A 22,532-nucleotide genomic window follows, 5' to 3' on the forward strand; every position below is an offset into this window, starting at 1 on the left:
CATCTAAGGCAAATAAAGGAGCGTTTATACGACTTCTATGACAGCGTGAAGAAAGTAGGTATACCTGAATTCGAAAAAGCGATAGAAACCATTCAAAACTGGCAAAAACAGATTATGAATAGTTTTGGTTATGAGCTTCACAATGGATACATTGAAGGGATTAATAACCAAACCAAAGTAATCAAACGAAATGCCTTTGGATTCCGACGCTTTGATCGCTTTCGCAAAAAGATTTTATTGCATCATCAATATAAACATATACAAGGACAAATGGCATAAATTAGGAGTGCTCCTAAGAGAGCACCCCAACATTTGACTTAGAACCTTATTATGACAAGGTTATTAAGAAGGTAGAGTAGACCTGCACAATAGTTGATTATTATGTGTGAAACAACGAAGTTGTGCAGATAAATCCTATTTAGTTAGGAAGCAAAAGCTTGGAAAATATAATGAGGAATTTATGTGAAACGTAATGGGATTCATAGATTTAACTTCATTTTTATTGGACAATGATCACTACCAAACACTTGATGGTCGACATTGAAATCTACCAGCTTATCTTCAAGTCTAGTGGATACTAAAAAGTAATCAATTCTCCATCCGATATTACGTTCGCGCACTGTTTTCATGTAAGACCACCATGTAAATAAATCATCACGTTCTGGATAGAAATATCGAAGAACATCAATATATCCTGTTGCAAGTATATTATCCATTTTGCTCCGTTCTTCATACGTGAACCCAGAATTGCCTTTATTACTTTTATCATTTTTAACATCCAAGGATTGGTGTGCTACATTTAAATCTCCACAGATTATGACGGGTTTTTTCTCTTCTAATTGTTTTATATACTGATAGATCGCTTCTTCCCACTCGATCCTTAAAGGTAATCGATCTAGTGATCTTTGGGAATTTGGTGTATATACATTTAATAGATAAAATGATTCGAATTCTAATCCTAGTACTCTACCCTCTATACTTGCAAGTTCATGAAAGTCAGGTATAAATGTGGAGACCGGTTTTTGTTTAGAGAAAACGGCTGTACCTGAATATCCTTTACGTTCAGCATAATTAAAATATTGATAATATCCGTCTAGTTCTAGATTTATTTGACCTTCCTGAAGCTTTATTTCCTGTACAGCAAAGATATCCGCATTTTCATTATGAAAATAGTCTAAAAATCCTTTTCTAACACAGGCACGTAGTCCATTTACGTTCCAAGATATAAGTTTCATTTAAACATACAGCTCCATTAAAATTTATTTATTTGATAATGCTTTCCATGCTGCATTCATCCCAGCAACATGCCCCGTGGAAAATGCTGCGGTAATATTAAATCCACCAGTGTATCCGTGTATATCTAAGATTTCTCCACAAAAATAGAGCCTGTCCATTAATTTGGATGCCATTTCATTTGGGACAATTTCTTTTAATGAAATTCCTCCACCAGTAATAAATGCTTTTTCGATGGATAAAGTACCGTTTAGTTTGAAAGAAAAATGTTTTAGTTTGTTTACAAAATCAATCACTTTTCTTTTTTCTAAGTGATGGTATGTTTGCATGGGACTTAAATCAGCAAGGTCAAATAAGTGCAACAAATAACGCTCAGGCACTAATTCTTTCCAAGCTTGTTTAATGGATTTATTGGGGTTATTTTTAGATTGTTCTAGTAGCCATTGGGTTAATTCATCTTCTGAACGGTCAGGAAATGTATCTATTTCACATGTAATAGTGTCTACATTAAATTGGTCAAGTGCTTTCACTACATATTGGCTTAATCGTAAGGCGGCCGGACCTGATACACCTTGATGGGTGAATATTAGATCCCACCTGTGGGTCTTTATTGGTTTACCATTGGGTTTAAAAGCGGTTATGGAAACGTCCCTCAGTGATATTCCTTGTAGGTCTCTATTCACAATGAAAGGTTCATTTGATGTCATGGGTACTTCTGTTGGGTATAGTTTGGTGATGGTGTGTCCTGCCTTTTTCGCCCATGCATATCCTTGTCCTTCACTACCAGTATGGGGAACCGATTTTCCACCAGCGGCAATAACCACACAGGAGGTATTTATTTTTTCATGACCATCGACTGTTATTTGATGTAGTTCATCCCCATAATGAACTGCGTCTACTTTTGCTTCCATCAACGTATCGATGTTATAACGGTCAAGTTCTTTTAATAATGTTTGAACAACCGTTTTTGCGCTATCACTAACCGGAAACATTCTACCTTTATCCTCTTCTTTCAAATTCACTCCAAGTGATTCAAAGTAATCGATAATTGATTGGTTGTTGAAAGTTGAAAAAGGACTATATAAAAAACGCCCGTTTCCCGGAATATGATCTATGAGTTCTTCATCGGGAAGCACATTGGTGACATTGCAACGGCCACCACCACTAATTGCTAGCTTCCTCCCTAATTTCTTACCTTTTTCAATTAATAAAGTTTTTGCACCATTCTGGCCAGCTGTAATTGCTGCCATTAAACCAGAGGGTCCTCCTCCAATTACGACTACATCATATTTCAAAGGATTCATTTCCTTTCTATTGGTTAATTGTCTTCTATTGTATGATAAAATAAATGAGGAGAAATGAACAACTATAGAAGGTGAAAAAATGTCGAATTCAAATATTATGAGAGGCACCATGATGTTAACAGGTGCCAATTTTTTATCAAAAGTACTTGGAATCTTATATGTGATTCCTTTTTATGCACTTGTAGGAGAAACGGGTGGAGCTTTATTTCAATATGCTTATACACCTTATATGATATTTATTAGTATAGCAACTTTAGGCATCCCACTTGCCATGTCTAAATTCGTGTCTAAATATCATGCGTTAGGTGACTACCAGACGAAAGAAGCTATGTTTAAGTCCGGTATGTTATTAATGTTAGTCATGGGTGTCGTATGCTTTTTAATTATGTTTTTTACTGCCGGACTTCTTGCTAATTTTGTTGTTCCTAGTGAACAGCTGTCTAATAGTGTAGAAGATGTAAAATTCGTTATTCAGATGGTAAGTTTTGCGTTGATCGTCATTCCACCAATGAGCTTGGTAAGAGGTTATTTTCAAGGTCATGAGTCAATGGGGCCAACAGCTGTATCAGTAGTTGTGGAACAGGTTGTACGAATTGTATTCTTACTAGCAGCAGCTTATATGGTCCTTCATGTATTTCAAGGGACGGTCTCATTAGCGGTTGGACTAGCTACATTTGCAGCATTTGTCGGAGCTTTAGCTTCAGCAGTGATTTTAGCAGGATACTATAAAAGAAGAAAACCTTATATCGATGAGGAACTTGCTACTGTAGCTGGGGAAGATCCAAAGTTATCTAAAAAGCAAATGTATATTGAAATGTTAACGTACGCAGGTCCATTCATATTAGTAGGTATTGCAACGCCACTATATCAGTTTGTTGATACATTAACATTTAACCGTGCGATGACCTCAATTGGTCAAGGAGAAATGTCAGAAGAATTATTATCAGTTATTGTCCTTTATGGGCATAAGTTAGCAATTATTCCGGTAACAATTGCTACTGGGCTCGCTTTAGCAGTGCTACCAGCAATCACACGTGCTTTTACAGAAGATAACCCAAAACAATATAATAGCTATATCAATCAAGCTCTGCTTATTATATTCTTATTAATCTTACCTGCTGTAGTTGGTTTATCACTATTGTCAGATCAAGCGTATGGTACTTTTTATAGTATTGATTCCATTAGCTATGCAGGTCCATTGTTAGGATACTATGCTCCTATTGCCCTGTTCTTTGCGTTATTTACAGTAACTGCGGCAATTTTACAAGGGTTAAATAAGCAGAATTTTGCAGTGATTAGTTTAGCAATCGGTTTATTTGTCAAAATTACATTTAATATGCCACTCATTACACAGTTTGGAGCTACAGGTGCTGTTTTAGCAACTGGACTTGCTGTAGGCTCAGCTAGCATTTTAAATTTGATTGTAATTTACAGAGTGACACGTTTTGATTTAAAAGCATTAACGAAGAAGTTGCTTTTAATTATCATTTTAGCAATAGTAATGGGTGCAATAGTAGTACTTGTAAGGTCTTCTGTGGGCTTATTATTTGATGAGTTGTCGAAGATGATGGTCTTTACACAATTAGTTACTTCTGTTGTGATTGGCGGATATGTTTATCTATGGCTTGCTTACAAGACAACATTACTAGAACGTTTACTTGGAGAGCGAGTGAAGAAAATCTCGAAAATATTTATTTAAATTAGGTGATTAGATGAGACTGGATAAATTACTTGCTAACGAAGGCTTTGGTTCAAGGAAAGATGTGAAGAAGTTAATAAAAAAAGGTGGCGTTCATATTGATGGGAAGGTTGTAAAAGATTCTTCTGCTCATGTTGATCCCATAAATTCAGAGGTTGTTGTACAAGGCATACCAATAGAATACCGTGAATATGTTTATATTATGCTAAATAAACCACAAGGAGTATTATCAGCTACAAAGGATGCAAAAGATCCATGTGTAACAGATCTAATTGATCCTTCGTACGATAAATTTGATTTATTCCCTGTAGGAAGGCTTGATAAGGACACAGAAGGACTAATTTTATTAACGAACGATGGAGTACTTAACCATCGTCTGACATCACCAAAGAAAAATGTAACGAAACAATACTATGCTGAAATAAATGGAGAAGTAACCGAGCAAGATGTTGAACAATTCAAAAAAGGGATTACCTTAGATGATGGATATGTGACCAAGCCTGCAGAATTAATAATTTTAAATTCTCACAAGGACTATTCCGAAGTAGAAGTTATTATTTCGGAAGGGAAGTTCCATCAAATTAAGCGAATGTTTCAAGCACTAGGAAAAGAAGTATTGTATTTGAACAGGTTACGCATTGGTAGCTTAGTGATTGATGAGGAGTTACCACTTGAAGGATTTAGAGAACTAACTTCGGAAGAGTATGAAGCTTTAAGTATGGATGAAGATTGACGAAGCTGTCATGAAATATTTTTTAAATAATCAGAAATAACATAAAATCTTGTCGATCTTGTAGTACAATATAAGTACAAAATAAAGAAAGAGAAGTGATGATTGCATGGCTGACGATGCCCATTATTTCATTGGGGTTCCCATACCATCTGATAGAGCTAAGAAATTGAGACATTGGCAACAAGCTGTAAAACCATTTGTACACTATAAGACATGGATTCATGGGGAAGATTTCCATATTACACTTAAATTCTTAGGATCTGTTTCAGAAGAAAAACTTGAAGAAATTAAATATTTCCTAGGAAATATATCTAACTTTCACTCGATGTTGTTAGAGGTTGATGGAATCGATTTTTTCGGTAAAGAAAAGCAACCTCGTGTCATGTATGGAGTTGTCAAGGAACATCACACATTGTCTAATCTTAAGGAATTCATTGAGCGAGAATGTGAAAAGATTGGGTTTGGTCGCGAACTAAGACCGTATAAACCGCACATAACTCTTGCGAAAAAATGGGAAAAGAAGCAATTATATATATCCAATGGCCAATTAGCTTCAAAAATTAAGGTGGATACTAATTTTACTTTTGAAGCTGATTCCATAAACATATATCAAGTGCATCCTGAGAAAATACCAAAATATGAAGTTGTTCATACGATTACATTGCCATCGTGAGGTGATAGAAGTGGCACAATTAATTAAATTGCAAGATTATATATCTAGATATCAAAATGATATTTTTCGTTACCCTAGCCAGTTTATTCGATTAAAAAAGGAAAATTATAAAGGGGTATTGAATCAGTGGGAGCAAGACAAGGATCAGCTAACTTTGGAAGCTGAGCGGGACGATTGGTTTGAAGAAGATAAAGAAAGTAAACTCAAGCGATTTTTTCAGCGGAAGAAACCACCAGAAGAAGAAGAGGTGGTAACAGAGCCGATTCCGAATTCAGAACTTGAATTAAAGCAAGCTTTCTTGAATCAAATCTTTGATTTTCAATTAAAATGGGCTTCGAGTACGTTACAAGAAGTTTCTTTTTTAGATCAATATTATTCGACAAATGCTACGTTAAAATACTTTTTAACACGATTTCCAGACACATTTTTAGTTATGTATGAACCATTATTTAAAATTCAAAAAGCATTAATTGAAGTGGAGGTAGTAATTGTAACTCCGACTTCGGTTTTGTGTATTTCAATTTTACCTGAGGAAGAGGTAACCTATGACTCGTTGGATCAACGAAAATGGGTGAAAAATAAAAACCAACAAAAAACCAACATAGTTAACCCTAATATTAGTTTGAATCGAATGGCAAATACGGTGGAAAGTATTCTCAATCAGCAGGAAGTCGATTTTCCCGTTCACCGGATTTTGTTGGCTAGAGATGCCTTTATAAAAGCTCAAACAAGTTCGAAGCACACGACATATGTGGATCGTAGCAACTATGAATATTGGTTTGAAAAACAGCGTAAAGAACAAACACCATTAAAGCACCAACAACTAAAGGCTGCTGGTGCTTTGTTAGAATATACTCAGGTGACCTCTATTAAGCGTCCCGAGTGGGAAAGTGTTAGTGACGATTTTTAACAGACGAATCGTGAATGGCATCTTTCGAAGGTTTACCTAAATAGTACCCTTGTGCCAAATCAATTCCTTTATTTTTAAGCCAAAGCAGTTCTTGTTCCGTTTCAATGCCTTCAGCTAAGGTAATTATATTTAATTTTTCACCTAATTGGATTGCTTGGTAAATAAACGCTTCACTTTCAGGACGCTCATAACAACGATCTACATAACTACGATCAATCTTAATGATATCTGGCTTCAGTTTCGTTAACATTTCTAAATTATTAAAACCAGACCCGACGTCATCCAATGCGACTCTCATGCCTGAACTCTGGTATTTTTCTAGAATTGTTTTTAAGTGATCTGTATCATTTATTTGTTCTGTTTCCACAACTTCAAAAATAAGTTCATCCTGTGAAACGTTATGTTCCTCCACAATGGAAAAGGTGTGTTGTAAACAAAAATCTGCGTTGTAAATGGAAGAAGGTAAGAAGTTAATAAAGCAATGTAACCCCGGTCCAATTCTTTCAACTTTTGTTTCAATAGCAAGCTTTCGTGCACGCTGATCTAAATAAGAATGTAATCCTGATTCGTCAGCAAACCGAAATAGTTTTCCTGGAGAAACATCACTCGTAGTTGTTCTAAGTAGAGACTCGTACCCGTATAAATTATTTTTTTGTAGGTCAAAAATTGGTTGAATATGTGTTTCGAATTGTTCGTTTTTAATAATTTCGACTAATTCTGGATTCAATGCTCTATGATATAAGTGGTAAATGGTAAGGTGTGTTGGTCTTTCCATTTCTAAACGATTCGTTAAACGAACCCACTCGTTTCCGTACCCTTTATCTATAAAAAGTTTCAGTAATGGAGTTATTTGATCTACGTCATTATAATGAATCGATAAAAAATTTCCATTTTTATAGAAGTTCTCATTGTCTTTCTTTTCAATTAGTTTAAAAGATTCGTTGCCGTTGTGGATATTTAAATATCCTTCTTCAAGTAAAGGGGACACTGTTCCACAGTAATTACATAATGCTTGCATACTATGCACTCCATTCTGTTTTGTAAAATATTAAAGGAGAACGCTTCCATGTATATATTTATAATTAACCCTGTTGCAGGTAATAAATTAGGTGAAATGATTTATAAACGTTTCATGAATGCGCATCCTGAACTTCAATCTAATAGTTCTGTCTATTATACTACTAAATCTGACGAGGCGATACTATTAACTAAGCAAATAGTCTCAGAACACAGAGGGAAAATAAAAGTTCTGATTATTATTGGTGGTGATGGTACTTTTTATGAAGTAATAAATGGTCTTACTTCTGAAGATGAAATTCTATTAGCTTTTGTTCCTGCGGGTTCTGGTAATGACTTTGCTCGAGGTAATCAGATGTCTTTAAATGGATTTAAACAAATAGAAACAATAGTCCAGGAACATCAGCTTCACCCATATTGGTTTGGAGAATACCGTGTTGATAAAGAAGAAAACCAGACTCCTAAACGGTTTGCAACAAGTATGGGCTTTGGTTTTGATGCGGAAGTGGCTTCTTTTGTAAATCAATCAAAATGGAAATCGCGCTTAAATGCTTGGAAGTTAACACCTTTAATTTATGTTTTAGGATTAATCACTAACTTATTTATATATAGCCCAAAGGACCTAAAACTAAACCTTGATGGTCAAATTCTTTCTAAAGAGGATGTTTGGATGATCACCGTTAGTAATCATCCCTATTTTGGTGGTGGAATGAAAATTGCGCCAGAGGCCAAAGTGAATGGCGAGTATTTTACAGTAACGATCGTAAATAAAATAGCTCGTTTAAAAGTATTCATTCTTTTTATTACTGTATTCTTTGGGTTACATACGCGATTAAAAGAGGTAGAAACCTATCAAGCACGTGTGATTAGCGTTGAATCTGATGAAGCTATTCCCTTTCAAGTGGATGGCTTTACAAGTTCCACTTATTATTCTCATATAAAGAAAGGAATTAAAGCTACGTATATAGTAAAAAAATAAAATATGCGATGTTCCCTTGAAACGAACATCATAAATACGTTATTCTAATTTAGTCTGACTAATCAAATTTGATTGAAAGAAGGTGAGATGGATGGAACAAATATTAGATTCAAACTGGTCTATATCTTCAGCTGGTGGTGCTTCAGGAGAGGCATATGTAGCAGAAAGTTATTACCAGAAGCTTTTTTTGAAACGTAATACTTCTCCCTTTCTAGCGATATTATCAGCAGAAGGTATTGTCCCTAAATTAGTATGGACTAAACGTTTGACTAATGGCGATGTCATTACTGCTCAACAATGGTTAGAGGGAAGAGTTCTTAATAAACCAGAAATGCAAGGAAGATCAGTTGTTGATTTAATAAGTAAAATCCATCACTCATCTGAAATACTTCATTTGTTCATGCGCATGGAAAAGCAACCATTAGAGCCAGTGCGTATGTTAATGGAGCTGAAAAAAGAGGCTAATAATCAAGATGTAGAATATACAGACGTGATTTACGATACATTACAATTCTTATTCTCAACTATACGTAATGTTGAAAATAGACCTAAAGTCGTTTGTCATGCAGACATTAACCACGAGAACTTTCTATTAAGCCAAACAGATCATCTATATTTAATAGATTGGGATAATGCAGTAATTGCGGATCCTGCTATGGATTTAAGCATGATGCTTTATCAATATATCCCGCGTAAAGGCTGGGAAGAGTGGTTAGCGTCGTACGGCGTGCAATTAAATAATGATTTACTCGTTCGTATTCAGTGGTATATGGCCGCCCAATCCATTTCCTATTACTTATGGCACTTAGCAAAAGGAAATGATAAAGAAGCTGCAAACTGGAAAATGAGAATAAATCATCAACCATATTTATTTACTTAATAAAATGAACACCACATTGCCTTTGTCGCAATGTGGTGTTTTTATATATTTCAATTTATGTAGTATTCGTCGAATAGAAAATATAATTGTCGACTTTCACCCATCCTTATACTTTATTGAAAGCGTGAATTGTTATATGATAAAACTATGAATTTTGAAGTGAAGGGTGAAATCATGCGTTTAAGAAACAAGCCATGGGCAGACGATTATATTAAAGAAAACGATCACGTAGTAGAACAAAGACCATTTGAACAGATAGGGAAATGGAAAACTGTATTTAATAACAATCAACCATTAGCTCTAGAAATTGGAACTGGTAAGGGGCAATTTATTAAAGGAATGGCTCTCCAACATCCTGAAGTGAATTTTATAGGGATGGAAAGAGATAAAAATGTCATTGTTAGTGCTATTGAACATTTAAAAGATAATAACATAAGAAATGCTCGCCTGATTCATCAAAAGGCGGAAGACCTTAGGGATCTATTTGCGGAAAACGAAGTAGATACGTTGTACTTGAACTTCTCAGATCCATGGCCTAAAACAAGACATGCGAAAAGAAGATTAACGTTCCCAAGTTTTCTTGAGCAATACCAGGCTGTGTTAAAAGAAGAGGGAGAAGTTATACTAAAATCCGACAACAGGAAGTTCTTTGAATATTCTATTGAAAGTTTTTCAGCTTTCGGAATGTTACTTAAAGAAGTCTCCGTTGATTTACACAATGATGAAGATGAAAAAAATGTAATGACAGAATATGAAGAGAAATTTGCAAGTAAAGGACAACCTATTTATAGATGCGTCGCAAAATTCCAGAAATAAGAGGTGGTTGATCGTGGAAACAATAACGATTGGAAATGCAAAATTAACTTGGTTAAATGGCGGAGTAACTCATATGGATGGTGGTGCGATGTTTGGAGTAGTACCTAAACCATTATGGAGTAAGAAATATCCACATAATGAAAAGAATCAAATAGAACTTCGTTGCGATCCAATTCTACTTCAAGTATCGGGTAAAAATATATTAATAGATTCAGGAATTGGTATGGACAAAATGAATGAAAAGCAAAAACGCAATTATGGTGTTTTCGAAGAAACCTTGGTACATTCTTCTTTGGAGAAACTAGGCTTATCGGCTTCGGATATAGATATAATTTTAATGACGCACCTACATTTTGATCATGCAAGTGGACTTTCTGAGATGGTAAATGGGGAGCTAGAATCCACCTTTAAGCATGCTACAATCTATACATCAAAAGTGGAATGGGATGAAATGCGCGAACCAAATATTCGTTCACAAAATACGTACTGGGAAGAAAACTGGAAACCAATACAGGAACAGGTATCTACTTTTGATAATAAAATAGAAATCTTACCTGGTTTAACTATGCATCATACTAGTGGCCATAGTAATGGTCATAGTGTAATAAAATATAAAGATGAACATGATTCTTTTATTCATATGGCAGATTTGATGCCTACACATGGACATCAAAATCCATTATGGGTACTCGCTTATGATGATTATCCTGTGACAAGTGTGTATTCAAAAAAGAAATTGTTGGAAGAAGCATATGAAGAGAACAGGTGGTTTGTGTTTTATCATGATGCTTATCTTCGAGCGATTAAGTTTAATGAAAATGGAGAAAAGCTAGATTCTCTTGAGCGTGAAAGGTATGAATATAAGTAAATAGAAATAAACCCTGATCTCAGAAAATTCACTTCGATCAGGGTTTTACTTTATGACTTATTTATATTCAGCTGTATCTAAAATATTGCCATTGGTAGCGTCTGCAACAAAATTATATTGAAGTGTCTCGCCATCAATATTTCTTGATACACCGCCTCTATACGTTTGATAGATTTTTCCGTCTTGTTCGAAATCTTCTTTTTTCATTAATATCCAAGAACCACTAATTGGTCCGTGTTCCTTAAATTGTTCCTTCACACGTTTTAACGCAACCTCAGGTATAATCCACTCATCTCTGACTTTCTTTCCGATTACCGCACCAACAGAAATTCCAATTGCAGCTGGTACTGCTAGTTTATACCACTTCATGTGATCCACTCCAATTTTTGTAGTTTGTCGATTCTTATTATAATGCTTTTAAGCAAAATAATAAACCGTGAACCGCTCTAATTATTTCGATTTCCTAAGTAATATTGCCGAAATCTAAATTTTCATATAAAATAAGGTTGGATAATGATATCAGAAGGGATGGATACATAATGAATCAAGAAACGAAACAATTGTTTCGCACGTTAACAGAACTACCAGGAGCTCCTGCAAATGAACATCAGGTGAGAAATTTCATGAAGCAAGAATTAGAAAAATATTCAGATGAAATTGCACAGGATGGACTTGGTGGAGTGTTCGGTGTGAAAAAAGGTGAAGGCCCGCGGGTAATGGTAGCAGGACATATGGATGAAGTGGGTTTCATGGTAACTCAAGTAACGAAAAATGGAATGCTTCGGTTCCAAACCCTTGGTGGCTGGTGGAACCAGGTTATGCTTGCTCAACGTGTGCAAGTCTTAACTGATCATGGCTTGGTAGATGGTGTGATTGGCTCCATTCCTCCTCATAATCTTACGCCTGAGCAGAGAAAGAAACCGATGGAAGTTAAAAATATGTTAATTGATATTGGTGCAGATGATGAAGAAGATGTGAAGCGAATAGGTGTTAAACCAGGTCAAGCAGTAGTTCCAGTATGCCCTTTTACTGAAATGGCAAACGACAAAAAAATCATGGCTAAAGCTTGGGATAATCGTTATGGTTGCGGGCTTTCTATTGAACTATTAAAAGAACTTCAAAATGAAACGCTAAACCATACTTTATATTCTGGTGCCACGGTGCAAGAAGAAGTGGGTCTTCGTGGTGCACAAGCAGCAGCTAATATGATTAATCCTGACTTGTTCTTTGCTTTAGATGCATCCCCAGCCAATGATATGGAAGGTAAAGGAGATGAATTTGGGCAATTAGGTCAAGGTGCTTTACTAAGAATCTTTGATCGAACGATGGTTACCCATCGAGGAATGCGAGATTTCATCTTAGATACTGCAGAAAGCAACTCTATCCCTTATCAGTATTTTATTTCACAAGGTGGAACAGATGCAGGAAGAGTTCACACTTCTAATGAAGGAGTTCCATCAGCGGTTGTAGGTATATGTTCGCGCTACATTCATACTAGCTCTTCTATGATTCATGTAGATGATTATGCAGCAGCGAAAGAATTGTTAACAAAATTGATAAAATCTATAGACCAAACTACTGTGGACACAATTAAACAAAACAGTTAATATAACGGTGGTTCGTTTATAAAATATATAAACGTAAAACGCTATGAAACTAAATAAAAAGAGAGAGGAATAGTCCTCTCTCGTTTCATATTATATATAGCTTCTTTTAGGACCCGATAGATAAATAGACCAAAGAGATAGCTTATTTGTACGTATATGATAGAACCTCAACAGCCTGTTCAATAGTTTCTACAGTTACATTTGCTCGATTAGATAGTTCCTTTAAGGGATGAATCAGGGATTCAGGGCGAATAATGATTAGCGGTTTATTCATTGCAATAGCGATGCCACAGTCCATAGCCGTATTCCATTGTTTATAAGATTCACCGAACAATGCAATAACAGCATCTGACTTTTGCATCATGAGTTCCGTTCTGAAATTATTAACTGCAGAAGCGGCATCATCTTTTGTAAATTGATTCGGTTGTTTGCCCATGATGTTTTCGCCAATATCATCTGATAAAGAGTGATTTTCTTGAGGACCAAAGAAGGAAATAGATAGTCCTTCTTTGCTCGCTTGCTCTTTTAATTGTTGGCGCCAATCATCATGGATTTGTCCAGCTAGATAAATAGATAAATTCATATATATACCTCCTAATAACTAGAATAATAAATCTTAGTAGTAAATATGAATGGACACATAGCGTTTGTCAACTAATATTACCTTTTATGATGGGGGAAGGAAAAGTGTTAAGAAAATTTAAGTTAAGTGCTTTGGTAGTTGTTACTCTAGTGATTTTTGCCGCGTGTTCGCAATCAGAGGAAGAGGCGTTAAATGACGCAGAGAATCGCTTGAAAGATGCATTTTTATCAACAGAGATAAATGAAGAAAACTATTCTTTAAATATGCTAGATATTTATAAGCCTGAGGAGCTTGAAGTAAGTGAAGATCGTAATTATAATGTGATTTTTACTGATGGAGAGCGACCTTTTGTACTATTTATAAATGAATTTGAGGCACCTAATAGTAAATGGTTTTATAATAATCTAGAGGAAAATGAAGAAGAGTTATTTTTAAGTACGTTTGAAAATGAAGATGCTTTTACTTATTTGCATGCGATTCAAAGTGATGAAGACCAAATGGAAATACATTTAGGTATAGGTGGAATAAAAATGTCAACCATTTCTAATGTAAATCAAGTAGAAGAAGATGTTGAGATGATGATTAATATGATCCGTTCCATTGATGAAAATTAAGTATCGAATAATAGACGGGGGTAACTGAGTTGAAAGCCTTTTTTAAACGAAAGGGAGTTAAACCTTCTTTTCAAAATTATGCAATAACAGCTTTAAGTTACATGGCGCTTGGGTTATTTGCGTCATTAATTATAGGTGTGATTATTGAAACAATTGGTTTACAAATCCCAGGCATGCCTCAAACCTTTGTTGAAATTGGAGGTTTTGCAACACAACCAGTAATCTATGGTGGCGCAATCGGTGTTGCTATTGCACATGGTTTAAAGGCACCACCGCTCGTTTTATACAGTGCTTTATTCGCAGGTGCATATGGGGCAGAGCTAGGTGGGCCAGCTGGAAGTTTCATTGCAGCCCTACTTGCGATTGAAGTAGGTAAACTGGTAAGTGGTGAAACAAAAATTGATATTGTAGTTACCCCTTTCGTAACGATTATTACTGGATTTTTAGTTGGGGAGTTTGTAGGTCCGTATATTTCTCAATTTTTAGATGGTTTTGGAAGTATTATAAACTGGGCAACTGATTTAAGACCATTATTAATGGGGATGATCGTGGCCGGATTGATGGGGTTAGCTCTTACAGCCCCGATTTCCAGTGTTGCCATAGCTATTATGTTAAATTTAGAAGGTACAGCCGCCGGAGCTGCAACGATTGGATGTGCGGCACAAATGATCGGATTTGCAGTAAGTAGTTATAGAGAAAACGGTGTAAGCGGTCTAGTTTCTCAGGGGATTGGAACTTCTATGTTACAAATTGCAAATGTAGTAAAAAAACCGATTATTCTATTACCACCTACAATTACTGGAATCATATTAGCTCCCATTGCCACTGTTTGGCTCCAGCTAGAGAATAATGCAATAGGGGCTGGAATGGGTACAAGTGGGATGGTAGGACCCATTATGGCGATAGAAACGATGGGGTTCACTCCAGAAATATTTGTTTCAGTCGTGCTGTTAATGATTGTAGCTCCAGCTGTCATTAGCCTAATTTTATCTGAGGTTTTCAGAAGAAAAGGCTGGATAAAATTTGGCGATATGAAATTAGATACTAAATAAGCCATGGAAGCATGAGGACAAACACTCATGCTTTTTTCTTTATTCTATACATGATAAAATATAATTCAATGTGCTTCGGTAAAGGAGGCAAAAACAATGGAAATGACTAGTATGAAAATGAAAAGAAAATTAGAAGATCGTTTTGTGAATGAAGCATGGAATACACACTTTGATCGTGAACAAGACACATTTAGAATAGAATGGATGGATTCCAAACAAGGAGTAACAATTTCCTTACCAGGAATAATTGCAAAGTGGGAAAACCGTAAAGAAAAAGCCTTAGATGAATTAGAAGGGCATATTAAAGAAGCTTTAACTATTATGGCTGAGGAACAGACGCTGGTTGGTAAAGAAGAAAATATTTTTCCAGTCATTCGTTCTGGATCTTTCCCAACAGAATCAAATAAGGGAGTACCATTAATTTACACAGAGCATACTGGGGAGACAAGAGTCTACTATGCCATTGATCTGGGTAAGTCCTATCGGTTGATAGACGAAGATTTATTAAACAAAGAACAATGGGAACAAGAAAGAGTTCATCAAGTAGCTATGTTTAATGTTCGTAGATTATCTACAGATTTGAAATCAGAAGAAGTAGCAGGTAATACTTTTTATTTCTTATCTTCTAAAGACGGATATGATGCCAGTAGAATTTTGAATGAGGCCTTTTTAGAAGGAATGAAAGCACAAGCAGAGGGGGAACTTGCAGTAGGAGTTCCACATCAGGATGTGCTCATTTTCGCTGATATAAAGAATAAAATGGGGTATGATATTCTCGCTCAGATGATGATGCAATTTTTCGCTGATGGTCGTAACCCAATTACTGCTTTACCATTTTTATATGAAGACCAAAAACTTGAACCAATCTTTATTATGGCTCAAAAGAAACCAGAACAAGACAAGGAGTAGTGGACATATGCAAGTAGTATATAATACAAAAGGTATTGGCGATGTATTTATCATTACATTAAAAAAGACAGAAGAAAATGTAGAAACCAAGTCTTATGGTGATGTGACGAAAGTTCAAGATAAGGAAACAAAAGATGTTGTAGCATATAATATCTTTAATGCCTCAAAGTATTTAAACTTACAAGAGGGCTTACCCATTCAGATAGATAGCGAATTAGTGAAACGTTTTGAGAAAATCTTTCAACAAAATGGCCTTGAAGATACACTTGAACAAGTGGACGTATCGCCAAAGTTTGTAATTGGAAAGGTAAGCCAAGTAGAAAAGCATCCTGAAGCTGACAAACTAAATATTTGCCAAGTTGATGTTGGGGAAGAGGAATTACAAATTGTATGTGGGGCAAAGAATGTCTCGGAAAGCCAAAAGGTTGTTGTGGCTAAAGTAGGAGCGTTCATGCCTGATGGAATGGCTATTGAGGCTTCAGAATTAAGAGGCGTTGCTTCTTCAGGAATGATTTGCTCAGCAAAAGAATTGAACTTAGATGATCCGACTCAACAAGAAGGAATCTTTGTCTTAAGTGATGATGCAGAGGTAGGACAACCATTTGCATTCGAGGTTTCTTCCTAAGTATATTGTCAAATTTTTATTTAGTAGTTACGATAAAATAGAGAAATTATTTTCCGTTAAAATGAGGGGTAAAAATGAAGGAATTCGAATTAAAACAAAAAGGTCACAGGAAAAGACTTACAAATGAGACATTTAAGTTCGATGAACGAATTGGTGAAGGTTGGTTTTCTGCGGTCTACTTTTTGAAGACAAAGAAAATTGTGGAGGAACACTTAGAAGATAATAATGTGACGATGCAATTTTTTCAAAAAAAAGACGCTGTTCTCTGTGGTACAGATGAAGTTATTGCATTGCTTCATACTTTCGCTGATTCACCGGAGAACCTTGATATCTATGCATTGCAGGATGGGGACAAAGTCTCTCCTTATGAACCTGTTTTAACGGTTACTGGCCGTTATCAAGATTTCGGATTTCTTGAAGGGATAATGGATGGCATATTAGGTAGAAGAACTTCTGTTGCTACCAATGTGTATGAAGTTGTTAAAGCTGCAAAATCTTCAGGTAAGGAAAAGCCGGTCATTTTTATGGGGGATCGTGACGATCACTATACACAGCAATCTGGAGATGGGTATGCTGCTTATATAGGCGGCTCCACGGCTCAAGCTACTCACGCGATGAATGAATGGTGGGGGAAAAAAGGAATAGGGACCATGCCACATGCTTTAGTGCAAATGTTTAAAGGCGATATTGTACAAGCAACAAAAGCATACAAGGATACTTATCCAAATGATGAATTGATCGCATTAGTGGATTATAATAATGATGTAATCGTTGATTCGCTAAAAGTGGCACGGGAATTTGGAGATCAACTTAAAGGGGTTAGAGTGGATACTTCTAAAAATATGGTCGATAAATACTTCTTTCGAAACCAGGAATTAATGGGTTCGTTTGATCCAAGAGGGGTCAATCCACAACTAATCTTTGCCCTTCGAAAAGCACTTGATGATGAGGGGTATCAACATGTGAAGATTGTTGCAAGTGGTGGTTTCACAGAAGAGAAGATTCGATTGTTTGAATCCTTGCATGTTCCTGTAGATATGTATGGGATCGGTAGCAATTTACTCAAAATGAAAATCGGTTTTACAGGAGATAATGTCAAATTAAACGGCGAAAGAGAAGCAAAAGAAGGAAGAAGCTATCATTACAACGACCGTTTGGAAAAAGTTGACTTTGATTTAGGTTGATTGCATGATTGCAATCAATCTTTTCTTTTGGCATGATTAATAGAATGTGTTAGAAAGTAGACATCATGCTGGCTATTCTAGTTATTTCTGCTATAATAGTAAAAGCAAATTAGAAAATACAATCATATAAATGATTAGATATGAAAGAAAACGGGGGTTCGATTCATGTCGACTTACCATTTTATTGGGATAAAAGGAACTGGTATGAGTGCATTAGCTCAAATTTTGCATGATTCCGGAGAAAAAGTTCAAGGGTCTGATATAGAGAAATCTTTTTTTACTGAAGAAAGCTTAAACAAAAAAGGTATTCCTATTATGACATTTGATAAAGAAAATATCACTAATGGATTAACCATCATTGCTGGGAATGCTTTTAATGATCAACATGAAGAAGTGATTCGTGCAAAAGAGTTAGGTCTACCATTTTATTGGTATCACGAATTTTTAGGTGAATACTTAAGTAATTACACTAGTATTGCAGTAACTGGTGCACATGGGAAAACATCCACTACAGGATTATTAGCCCATACACTAAGTGAAAATGTGCCAACATCCTATCTTATTGGGGATGGTACTGGTCTAGGACATCCTGAAAGTGAATATTTTGCGTTTGAAGCATGTGAATATCGTAGGCACTTCCTTTCGTATGAACCCGATTATGCAATAATGACGAATATTGATTTCGATCACCCGGATTATTTCAAAAGTTTAGATGATGTGGTTCAAGCATTTCAAGAGATGGCTATGAAAGTAAAAAGAGGGATCATTGCTTGTGGAGATGATGAAAAGCTTCAAGAAATTCAAGCGAATGTACCTGTTGTTTATTACGGTTTTTCTGACGGTAATGACTTTCAAGCACAAAACGTGACGCAGTCTGAAGAAGGCACTACTTTTGAAGTGTTTGTTCGTGGTACATTTTATGATACATTTCAAATTCCAACGTATGGCGACCATAGTGTATTAAATGCACTAAGTGTCATAGCCCTGTGTGATTATGAATCATTTTCAAAAGATGAAATTAAAAAGATTTATCAATTTGAAGGTGTGAAGCGTCGCTTTACGGAGACGGAGTGGAAGAATGGGCAAGTTATTATCGACGACTATGCGCATCACCCTATAGAAATTGAAGCTACAATTGATTCCGCAAGAAAGAAGTATCCGTCTAAAGACGTTATAGCTGTTTTCCAACCGCATACGTATACTAGAACGAAGCAGTTTTTACAAGAATTTGCCGATAGTCTTGCCAAAGCTGACTATGTATATTTATGTGATATTTTTGGATCTGCGCGAGAACAAGATGGATCATTAACTATACAAGATCTGCAAGACAAAATTGACGGCGCAATGTTGTTACCAGAAGAAGAAACTGCCGTTTTACAGAAACATGAGGAAAGTGTCATCTTATTTATGGGTGCTGGAGATATTCAAAAGTACCAAGAAGCTTTTAAGAAACTTGCTTAGCATTTAGTTCTTAGACTATTTCATTTCAAGGTCAATATTTAAAAGAGGCTGGGACAAATCAAAGTGTTAATATGAAAATCCGAACAATGAAATGCGGTGCGACTAACTCGCTCCTGAAATAGACTGCGCTTTCCGTGGGGAGCTGGAAAGCCTCCTCATGCTACGCATTCCGGGGTCTCACCTAAGCTCTATTTCCCACAGGAGTCTCCGTCTATTTCATCCGCTTTTTATAAGCTTTGTTCGGAATATTCATGGCTTCATACACTTCTGTCCCAGCCTCTTATTTGTTAGAATCTAATGTAATTTTTCACGACTATTATTTTAAATTCTCTGCGTTTAGTGCTTCTAACTCTGGAATTACAAACTTTCCATCTTTTCTTACTAGTTCTCCGTCGAAATACATTTCTCCTCCACCGTAATCGGAACGTTGAATGTTCACCATATCCCAATGAATAGAAGAATCATTGCCATTATAAGCATTGTCATATGCCTGTCCAGGAGTGAAGTGGAAGCTTCCGTCAATTTTTTCATCAAACAAGATATCCTTCATAGGATGGAGGATGTGTGGGTTAATCCCAATTGCAAACTCTCCGATGAATCTAGCACCCTCGTCTGTATCAAACACCTCGTTAATTCGTTTTGAGTCATTTGCTTTTGCTTCTATAATTTTTCCATTTTCAAATGTAAGCTCAACATTTTCAAAGGTAAAACCTTGATAAGGAGAAGGTGTATTATACGTTAATGTACCTTGTACGGAATCCTTAACTGGTGCAGTATATACTTCACCGTCAGGAATGTTTAGTTTGCCGGCACATTTGATGACAGGTATGTCTTTAATTGAAAAGGAAAGGTCCGTACCTGGTCCTTTAATTTCTACTAAATCTGTCTCTTCCATTTTCTTAACAAGCGCATCCATTGCGTTACTCATTTTCTCGTAATCTAGTGTACAGACGTTAAAATAAAAGTCTTCAAACGCCTCCGTACTCATTTCTGCTAATTGAGCCATTGATTCATTCGGGTAACGTAACACGCACCATTTTGTATGTGGAACACGAATATTTCGGTGAACATTCATCAAAGTTTGTCCAAATAACTTATTTTTCTCACTTGGTACATCTGAAAGTTCATTGATATTATCACCTGAACGTATAGCAATGTAAGCATCCATATCTCGCATGACAGTAGATTCATGTTCTTCCCATGCCTTTAATTGTGTCTCATTTGCTCCCTTTAAAAGACTCCGCATAATCTTTTGATCTTTTAAATTAACAAATGGATGCCCACCAGCTTCATAAGCTTTATCGATAATCGCTGACACAAATTCTTGTTGTATCCCAGTGTTTTCGATTAACAATTTTTCTCCAGGTTGAAGTTTTACAGAATAATTTACTAATAAATCTGCTAAAGTATTTAATCTTTCGTCACGCATAATAGTCCTCCTCATTATTTTACAATCTTATGGAACCATTATACTGAAATATCAAAATAAAATCACTACCTAGAGTTTGACTTTTGTCCTATATGGGTATAGATTTAACATACTAGTAAAGAAAGGAAGTGGTTATCGTGAATTTGTTACATATTTCAGCGTTAGTTGCTGCTGTAGCATTTTTAATATTAGTGATTTTTATCGCAAGAACGCTAATGTCTGTAACGAAAACGTTAGATCATGTGTCAAACACGGTGGAAAGCTTTGAAGGGCAAATCCAAGGTGTGACAAAAGAAACGGAATTACTACTTAATAAGACAAATAGGTTGGCAGAGGATATTTCAGTTAAGACAGAGAAGGTTAATGTTTTATTTGATGGAATTAAGGGTATAGGATATACTGTTAATCAATTCAATGAATCATTGCAGAAGCTATCGGAAGAAGTTCAGCATCAAGCGAATGAATATCATGCACCCACAACGCAAACAATTAAGTGGGGAGAAGCTGCAATTCATTTATGGAAGAAATACAAGCACTAATTTAATAAGATTTAAGGAGGATTTATAATGGGGAATAACAAAGACAATCAAAACCAGAACCAGAACGAAAACCAAGATCAAATTAATAGTAAAGACTTCATGATCGGAACTCTAATCGGTGGAATCGTAGGTGCTTCCGTTGCACTATTATTTGCACCTAAGTCTGGTAAGGATCTACGCACGGATATTAATAGTGGGTCACAGAAAGTAAAAGAACGAGCAGATGAATGGAAAGACGTGGCTTATGAGAAAAGCAACGACTTATCTCAGCAATTCCAAACGAAGCGTGATGAATTCTCAGACCGTTTCAAACAAACAAAAGATCAGCTTCAAGATCGTGTAAACGAGTTTAAGGAACAACGTATGCAAGGTGGAGAAGATGTAGCCCAAGACGTTGCAGAAGCAATTGAAGAGGTTGCTGATGAGTTAGAACGTCAGGAAGCAAATGACCTTTACGAGCGTTCTCAAGATAAACAATAATCATTAAATTATGGAGAAGCTGTTGGAGTCCTTCCAGCAGCTTCTTTTATCGGTATATAGGAGGAAAAATATGAGTATAAAGCAGTTAAAGACTGATGAAGATTTTAAAGAAGTATTAGTGGAGGATCAAGCGATTCTTTTTAAACATAGTTTAACTTGTCCAATTAGTAGTGAGGCAAAAGATGAATTAGAAAGTTTCTTAAATAAGCACAATATGAATGCTTTTATCATTCATATCCAAGATAATCGCGAATTATCTAATGAAGTAGCTGACCATTTCCAAATTAAGCACGAATCACCACAAGTATTTTGGTTAACCAACGGAATTGTAAAAGATCACAGTTCTCATTGGCATATAACAGTTGATAAGTTAGAAGAAATGGCAAAATAAAATATTAAAAAGAAGCCCTGTGACTTGATTAACATTTCAAGTCGCAGGGCTATGTTTTTTTGTTTTTATTTTGAATATGTTTTAATGCTTCTAATCTGGTTTTATCCTGTTGAAAGTATTCAACTAAATCCCCAATCCGAAAAATGCTATCCCAACTTAAATGATGTTCTATTCCTTCCACTTCTTCGTAAATACTTTCTTCTTCTGTTCCTATAATTGCTAAGAATTGTTCAAGAAGTTCATGTCGATAAACAAGTCGTTTACCAATTTTCTCACCTTTTTCGGTTAAAATAATGCCACGATATTTTTCATAATGTAAAAAGTTTTCTTCATCCAACTTCTTTACCATTTTTGTAACGGAGGAAGGATGTACCTTTAATCTTTCAGCTATATCGGAGGATCTGGCATACCCTTTTTGGTCCATTAATATATAAATTTGTTCGATATAATCTTCCATACTGGGAGTTGGCATGGTGGGCCTCCATTTACTGTGATATTTTTGATTATTAGTACATAAAATGTTTCGAAACATTTTTAATCTCTTCC

The 22,532-nt window shown here is 35.7% G+C and carries 26 protein-coding genes; 19 read left to right on the forward strand and 7 right to left on the reverse strand.

The annotated features are described in order from the left end of the window. Positions 1-279 (forward strand): transposase (locus G532_RS0107260; RefSeq protein ID WP_027963380.1); only part of this gene is annotated, 279 nt, incomplete at its 5' end. Positions 280-479: 200 nt separating this feature from the next. On the opposite strand, the gene G532_RS0107265 is transcribed toward G532_RS0107260, so the two are convergent. Next, complete coding sequence (locus G532_RS0107265; RefSeq protein ID WP_027964201.1) at positions 480-1,235, reverse strand: exodeoxyribonuclease III; 756 nt, start codon at positions 1,233-1,235, stop codon at positions 480-482. 24 nt (positions 1,236-1,259) lie between these two features. After that, positions 1,260-2,528 (reverse strand): BaiN/RdsA family NAD(P)/FAD-dependent oxidoreductase, encoded by a 1,269-nt coding sequence (locus tag G532_RS0107270; RefSeq protein ID WP_027964202.1) that lies wholly within the window; start codon positions 2,526-2,528, stop codon positions 1,260-1,262. Between the two features lie 88 nt (positions 2,529-2,616). Here G532_RS0107270 and G532_RS0107275 point away from each other — a divergent pair, with 88 nt between their 5' ends. From G532_RS0107275 to G532_RS0107290, 4 genes are all read left to right on the forward strand, one after another. Next, on the forward strand, positions 2,617-4,236 hold the full coding sequence (locus G532_RS0107275) for a putative polysaccharide biosynthesis protein (protein ID WP_027964203.1): 1,620 nt from the start codon (positions 2,617-2,619) through the stop codon (positions 4,234-4,236). Between the two features lie 13 nt (positions 4,237-4,249). Beyond that, positions 4,250-4,969 (forward strand): pseudouridine synthase, encoded by a 720-nt coding sequence (locus tag G532_RS0107280; RefSeq protein ID WP_027964204.1) that lies wholly within the window; start codon positions 4,250-4,252, stop codon positions 4,967-4,969. A gap of 106 nt (positions 4,970-5,075) precedes the next feature. Next, on the forward strand, positions 5,076-5,642 hold the full coding sequence (gene thpR / locus G532_RS0107285) for an RNA 2',3'-cyclic phosphodiesterase (protein WP_027964205.1): 567 nt from the start codon (positions 5,076-5,078) through the stop codon (positions 5,640-5,642). Between the two features lie 10 nt (positions 5,643-5,652). Continuing rightward, positions 5,653-6,552: a hypothetical protein gene (locus tag G532_RS0107290; protein WP_027964206.1), complete on the forward strand. Its 900-nt coding sequence runs from the start codon at positions 5,653-5,655 to the stop codon at positions 6,550-6,552. Here G532_RS0107290 and G532_RS14975 read toward each other — a convergent pair. Continuing rightward, complete coding sequence (locus G532_RS14975) at positions 6,536-7,570, reverse strand: EAL domain-containing protein (protein ID WP_051189104.1); 1,035 nt, start codon at positions 7,568-7,570, stop codon at positions 6,536-6,538. The genes G532_RS0107290 and G532_RS14975 overlap by 17 nt on opposite strands. 48 nt (positions 7,571-7,618) lie before the next feature. On the opposite strand from G532_RS14975, the gene G532_RS0107300 reads away from it, so the two are divergent. The 4 genes from G532_RS0107300 (at position 7,619) to G532_RS0107315 (ending at position 11,112) form a co-directional block, all read left to right on the forward strand. Next, positions 7,619-8,548, forward strand: a complete 930-nt coding sequence (locus G532_RS0107300) for a diacylglycerol/lipid kinase family protein (RefSeq protein WP_027964207.1) — start codon at positions 7,619-7,621, stop codon at positions 8,546-8,548. Between the two features lie 91 nt (positions 8,549-8,639). Next, positions 8,640-9,428: a phosphotransferase family protein gene (locus G532_RS0107305; RefSeq protein ID WP_027964208.1), complete on the forward strand. Its 789-nt coding sequence runs from the start codon at positions 8,640-8,642 to the stop codon at positions 9,426-9,428. Between the two features lie 174 nt (positions 9,429-9,602). Beyond that, complete coding sequence (trmB, locus tag G532_RS0107310; protein WP_027964209.1) at positions 9,603-10,244, forward strand: tRNA (guanosine(46)-N7)-methyltransferase TrmB; 642 nt, start codon at positions 9,603-9,605, stop codon at positions 10,242-10,244. A 13-nt stretch (positions 10,245-10,257) separates the two neighbouring features. Continuing rightward, on the forward strand, positions 10,258-11,112 hold the full coding sequence (locus G532_RS0107315; protein WP_027964210.1) for a YtnP family quorum-quenching lactonase: 855 nt from the start codon (positions 10,258-10,260) through the stop codon (positions 11,110-11,112). A gap of 57 nt (positions 11,113-11,169) precedes the next feature. Here the strand turns inward: G532_RS0107315 and G532_RS0107320 are convergent, their stop codons facing one another. After that, a complete protein-coding gene (locus G532_RS0107320; protein ID WP_027964211.1) occupies positions 11,170-11,481 on the reverse strand; it encodes a peptidase M4 in 312 nt (103 codons plus the stop codon). 170 nt (positions 11,482-11,651) lie between these two features. Here G532_RS0107320 and G532_RS0107325 point away from each other — a divergent pair, with 170 nt between their 5' ends. Then, positions 11,652-12,719, forward strand: a complete 1,068-nt coding sequence (locus G532_RS0107325) for a M42 family metallopeptidase (RefSeq protein ID WP_027964212.1) — start codon at positions 11,652-11,654, stop codon at positions 12,717-12,719. A gap of 142 nt (positions 12,720-12,861) precedes the next feature. Here the strand turns inward: G532_RS0107325 and G532_RS0107330 are convergent, their stop codons facing one another. Then, on the reverse strand, positions 12,862-13,302 hold the full coding sequence (locus tag G532_RS0107330; protein WP_027964213.1) for a YtoQ family protein: 441 nt from the start codon (positions 13,300-13,302) through the stop codon (positions 12,862-12,864). Between the two features lie 104 nt (positions 13,303-13,406). Between G532_RS0107330 and G532_RS0107335 the strand changes: the two genes are divergently transcribed. The 6 genes from G532_RS0107335 to murC all read left to right on the forward strand — a co-directional run bounded on the left by G532_RS0107335 (position 13,407) and on the right by murC (position 19,147). Continuing rightward, entirely contained in the window at positions 13,407-13,916 is a 510-nt protein-coding gene (locus G532_RS0107335; RefSeq protein WP_027964214.1) for a hypothetical protein, read from the forward strand. A gap of 29 nt (positions 13,917-13,945) precedes the next feature. After that, entirely contained in the window at positions 13,946-14,968 is a 1,023-nt protein-coding gene (locus G532_RS0107340; protein WP_027964215.1) for a PTS sugar transporter subunit IIC, read from the forward strand. A gap of 96 nt (positions 14,969-15,064) precedes the next feature. Then, complete coding sequence (locus G532_RS0107345) at positions 15,065-15,877, forward strand: DUF1444 domain-containing protein (protein ID WP_027964216.1); 813 nt, start codon at positions 15,065-15,067, stop codon at positions 15,875-15,877. 7 nt (positions 15,878-15,884) lie between these two features. Next, positions 15,885-16,502: a YtpR family tRNA-binding protein gene (gene ytpR / locus G532_RS0107350; protein WP_027964217.1), complete on the forward strand. Its 618-nt coding sequence runs from the start codon at positions 15,885-15,887 to the stop codon at positions 16,500-16,502. Between the two features lie 74 nt (positions 16,503-16,576). Then, a complete protein-coding gene (locus G532_RS0107355) occupies positions 16,577-17,686 on the forward strand; it encodes a nicotinate phosphoribosyltransferase (RefSeq protein ID WP_027964218.1) in 1,110 nt (369 codons plus the stop codon). Between the two features lie 165 nt (positions 17,687-17,851). Then, positions 17,852-19,147, forward strand: a complete 1,296-nt coding sequence (murC, locus tag G532_RS0107360) for a UDP-N-acetylmuramate--L-alanine ligase (protein ID WP_027964219.1) — start codon at positions 17,852-17,854, stop codon at positions 19,145-19,147. Positions 19,148-19,463: 316 nt separating this feature from the next. On the opposite strand, the gene G532_RS0107365 is transcribed toward murC, so the two are convergent. After that, positions 19,464-20,576 (reverse strand): aminopeptidase, encoded by a 1,113-nt coding sequence (locus G532_RS0107365; RefSeq protein ID WP_027964220.1) that lies wholly within the window; start codon positions 20,574-20,576, stop codon positions 19,464-19,466. A 137-nt stretch (positions 20,577-20,713) separates the two neighbouring features. Here G532_RS0107365 and G532_RS0107370 point away from each other — a divergent pair, with 137 nt between their 5' ends. From G532_RS0107370 to ytxJ, 3 genes are all read left to right on the forward strand, one after another. Further along, positions 20,714-21,115, forward strand: coding sequence for a DUF948 domain-containing protein (locus G532_RS0107370; protein WP_084500617.1), 402 nt, complete (start codon positions 20,714-20,716; stop codon positions 21,113-21,115). A gap of 27 nt (positions 21,116-21,142) precedes the next feature. Next, a complete protein-coding gene (locus G532_RS0107375) occupies positions 21,143-21,595 on the forward strand; it encodes a YtxH domain-containing protein (RefSeq protein ID WP_035512747.1) in 453 nt (150 codons plus the stop codon). Between the two features lie 70 nt (positions 21,596-21,665). Continuing rightward, entirely contained in the window at positions 21,666-21,986 is a 321-nt protein-coding gene (gene ytxJ / locus G532_RS0107380; protein WP_027964223.1) for a bacillithiol system redox-active protein YtxJ, read from the forward strand. 49 nt (positions 21,987-22,035) lie between these two features. On the opposite strand, the gene mntR is transcribed toward ytxJ, so the two are convergent. After that, positions 22,036-22,458, reverse strand: coding sequence for a transcriptional regulator MntR (gene mntR / locus G532_RS0107385; RefSeq protein ID WP_027964224.1), 423 nt, complete (start codon positions 22,456-22,458; stop codon positions 22,036-22,038). Positions 22,459-22,532: the final 74 nt, after the last annotated feature.

It is taken from the genome of Halalkalibacillus halophilus DSM 18494, assembly GCF_000423105.1.
Classification (GTDB): Bacteria; Bacillota; Bacilli; order Bacillales; family Alkalibacillaceae; genus Halalkalibacillus; species Halalkalibacillus halophilus.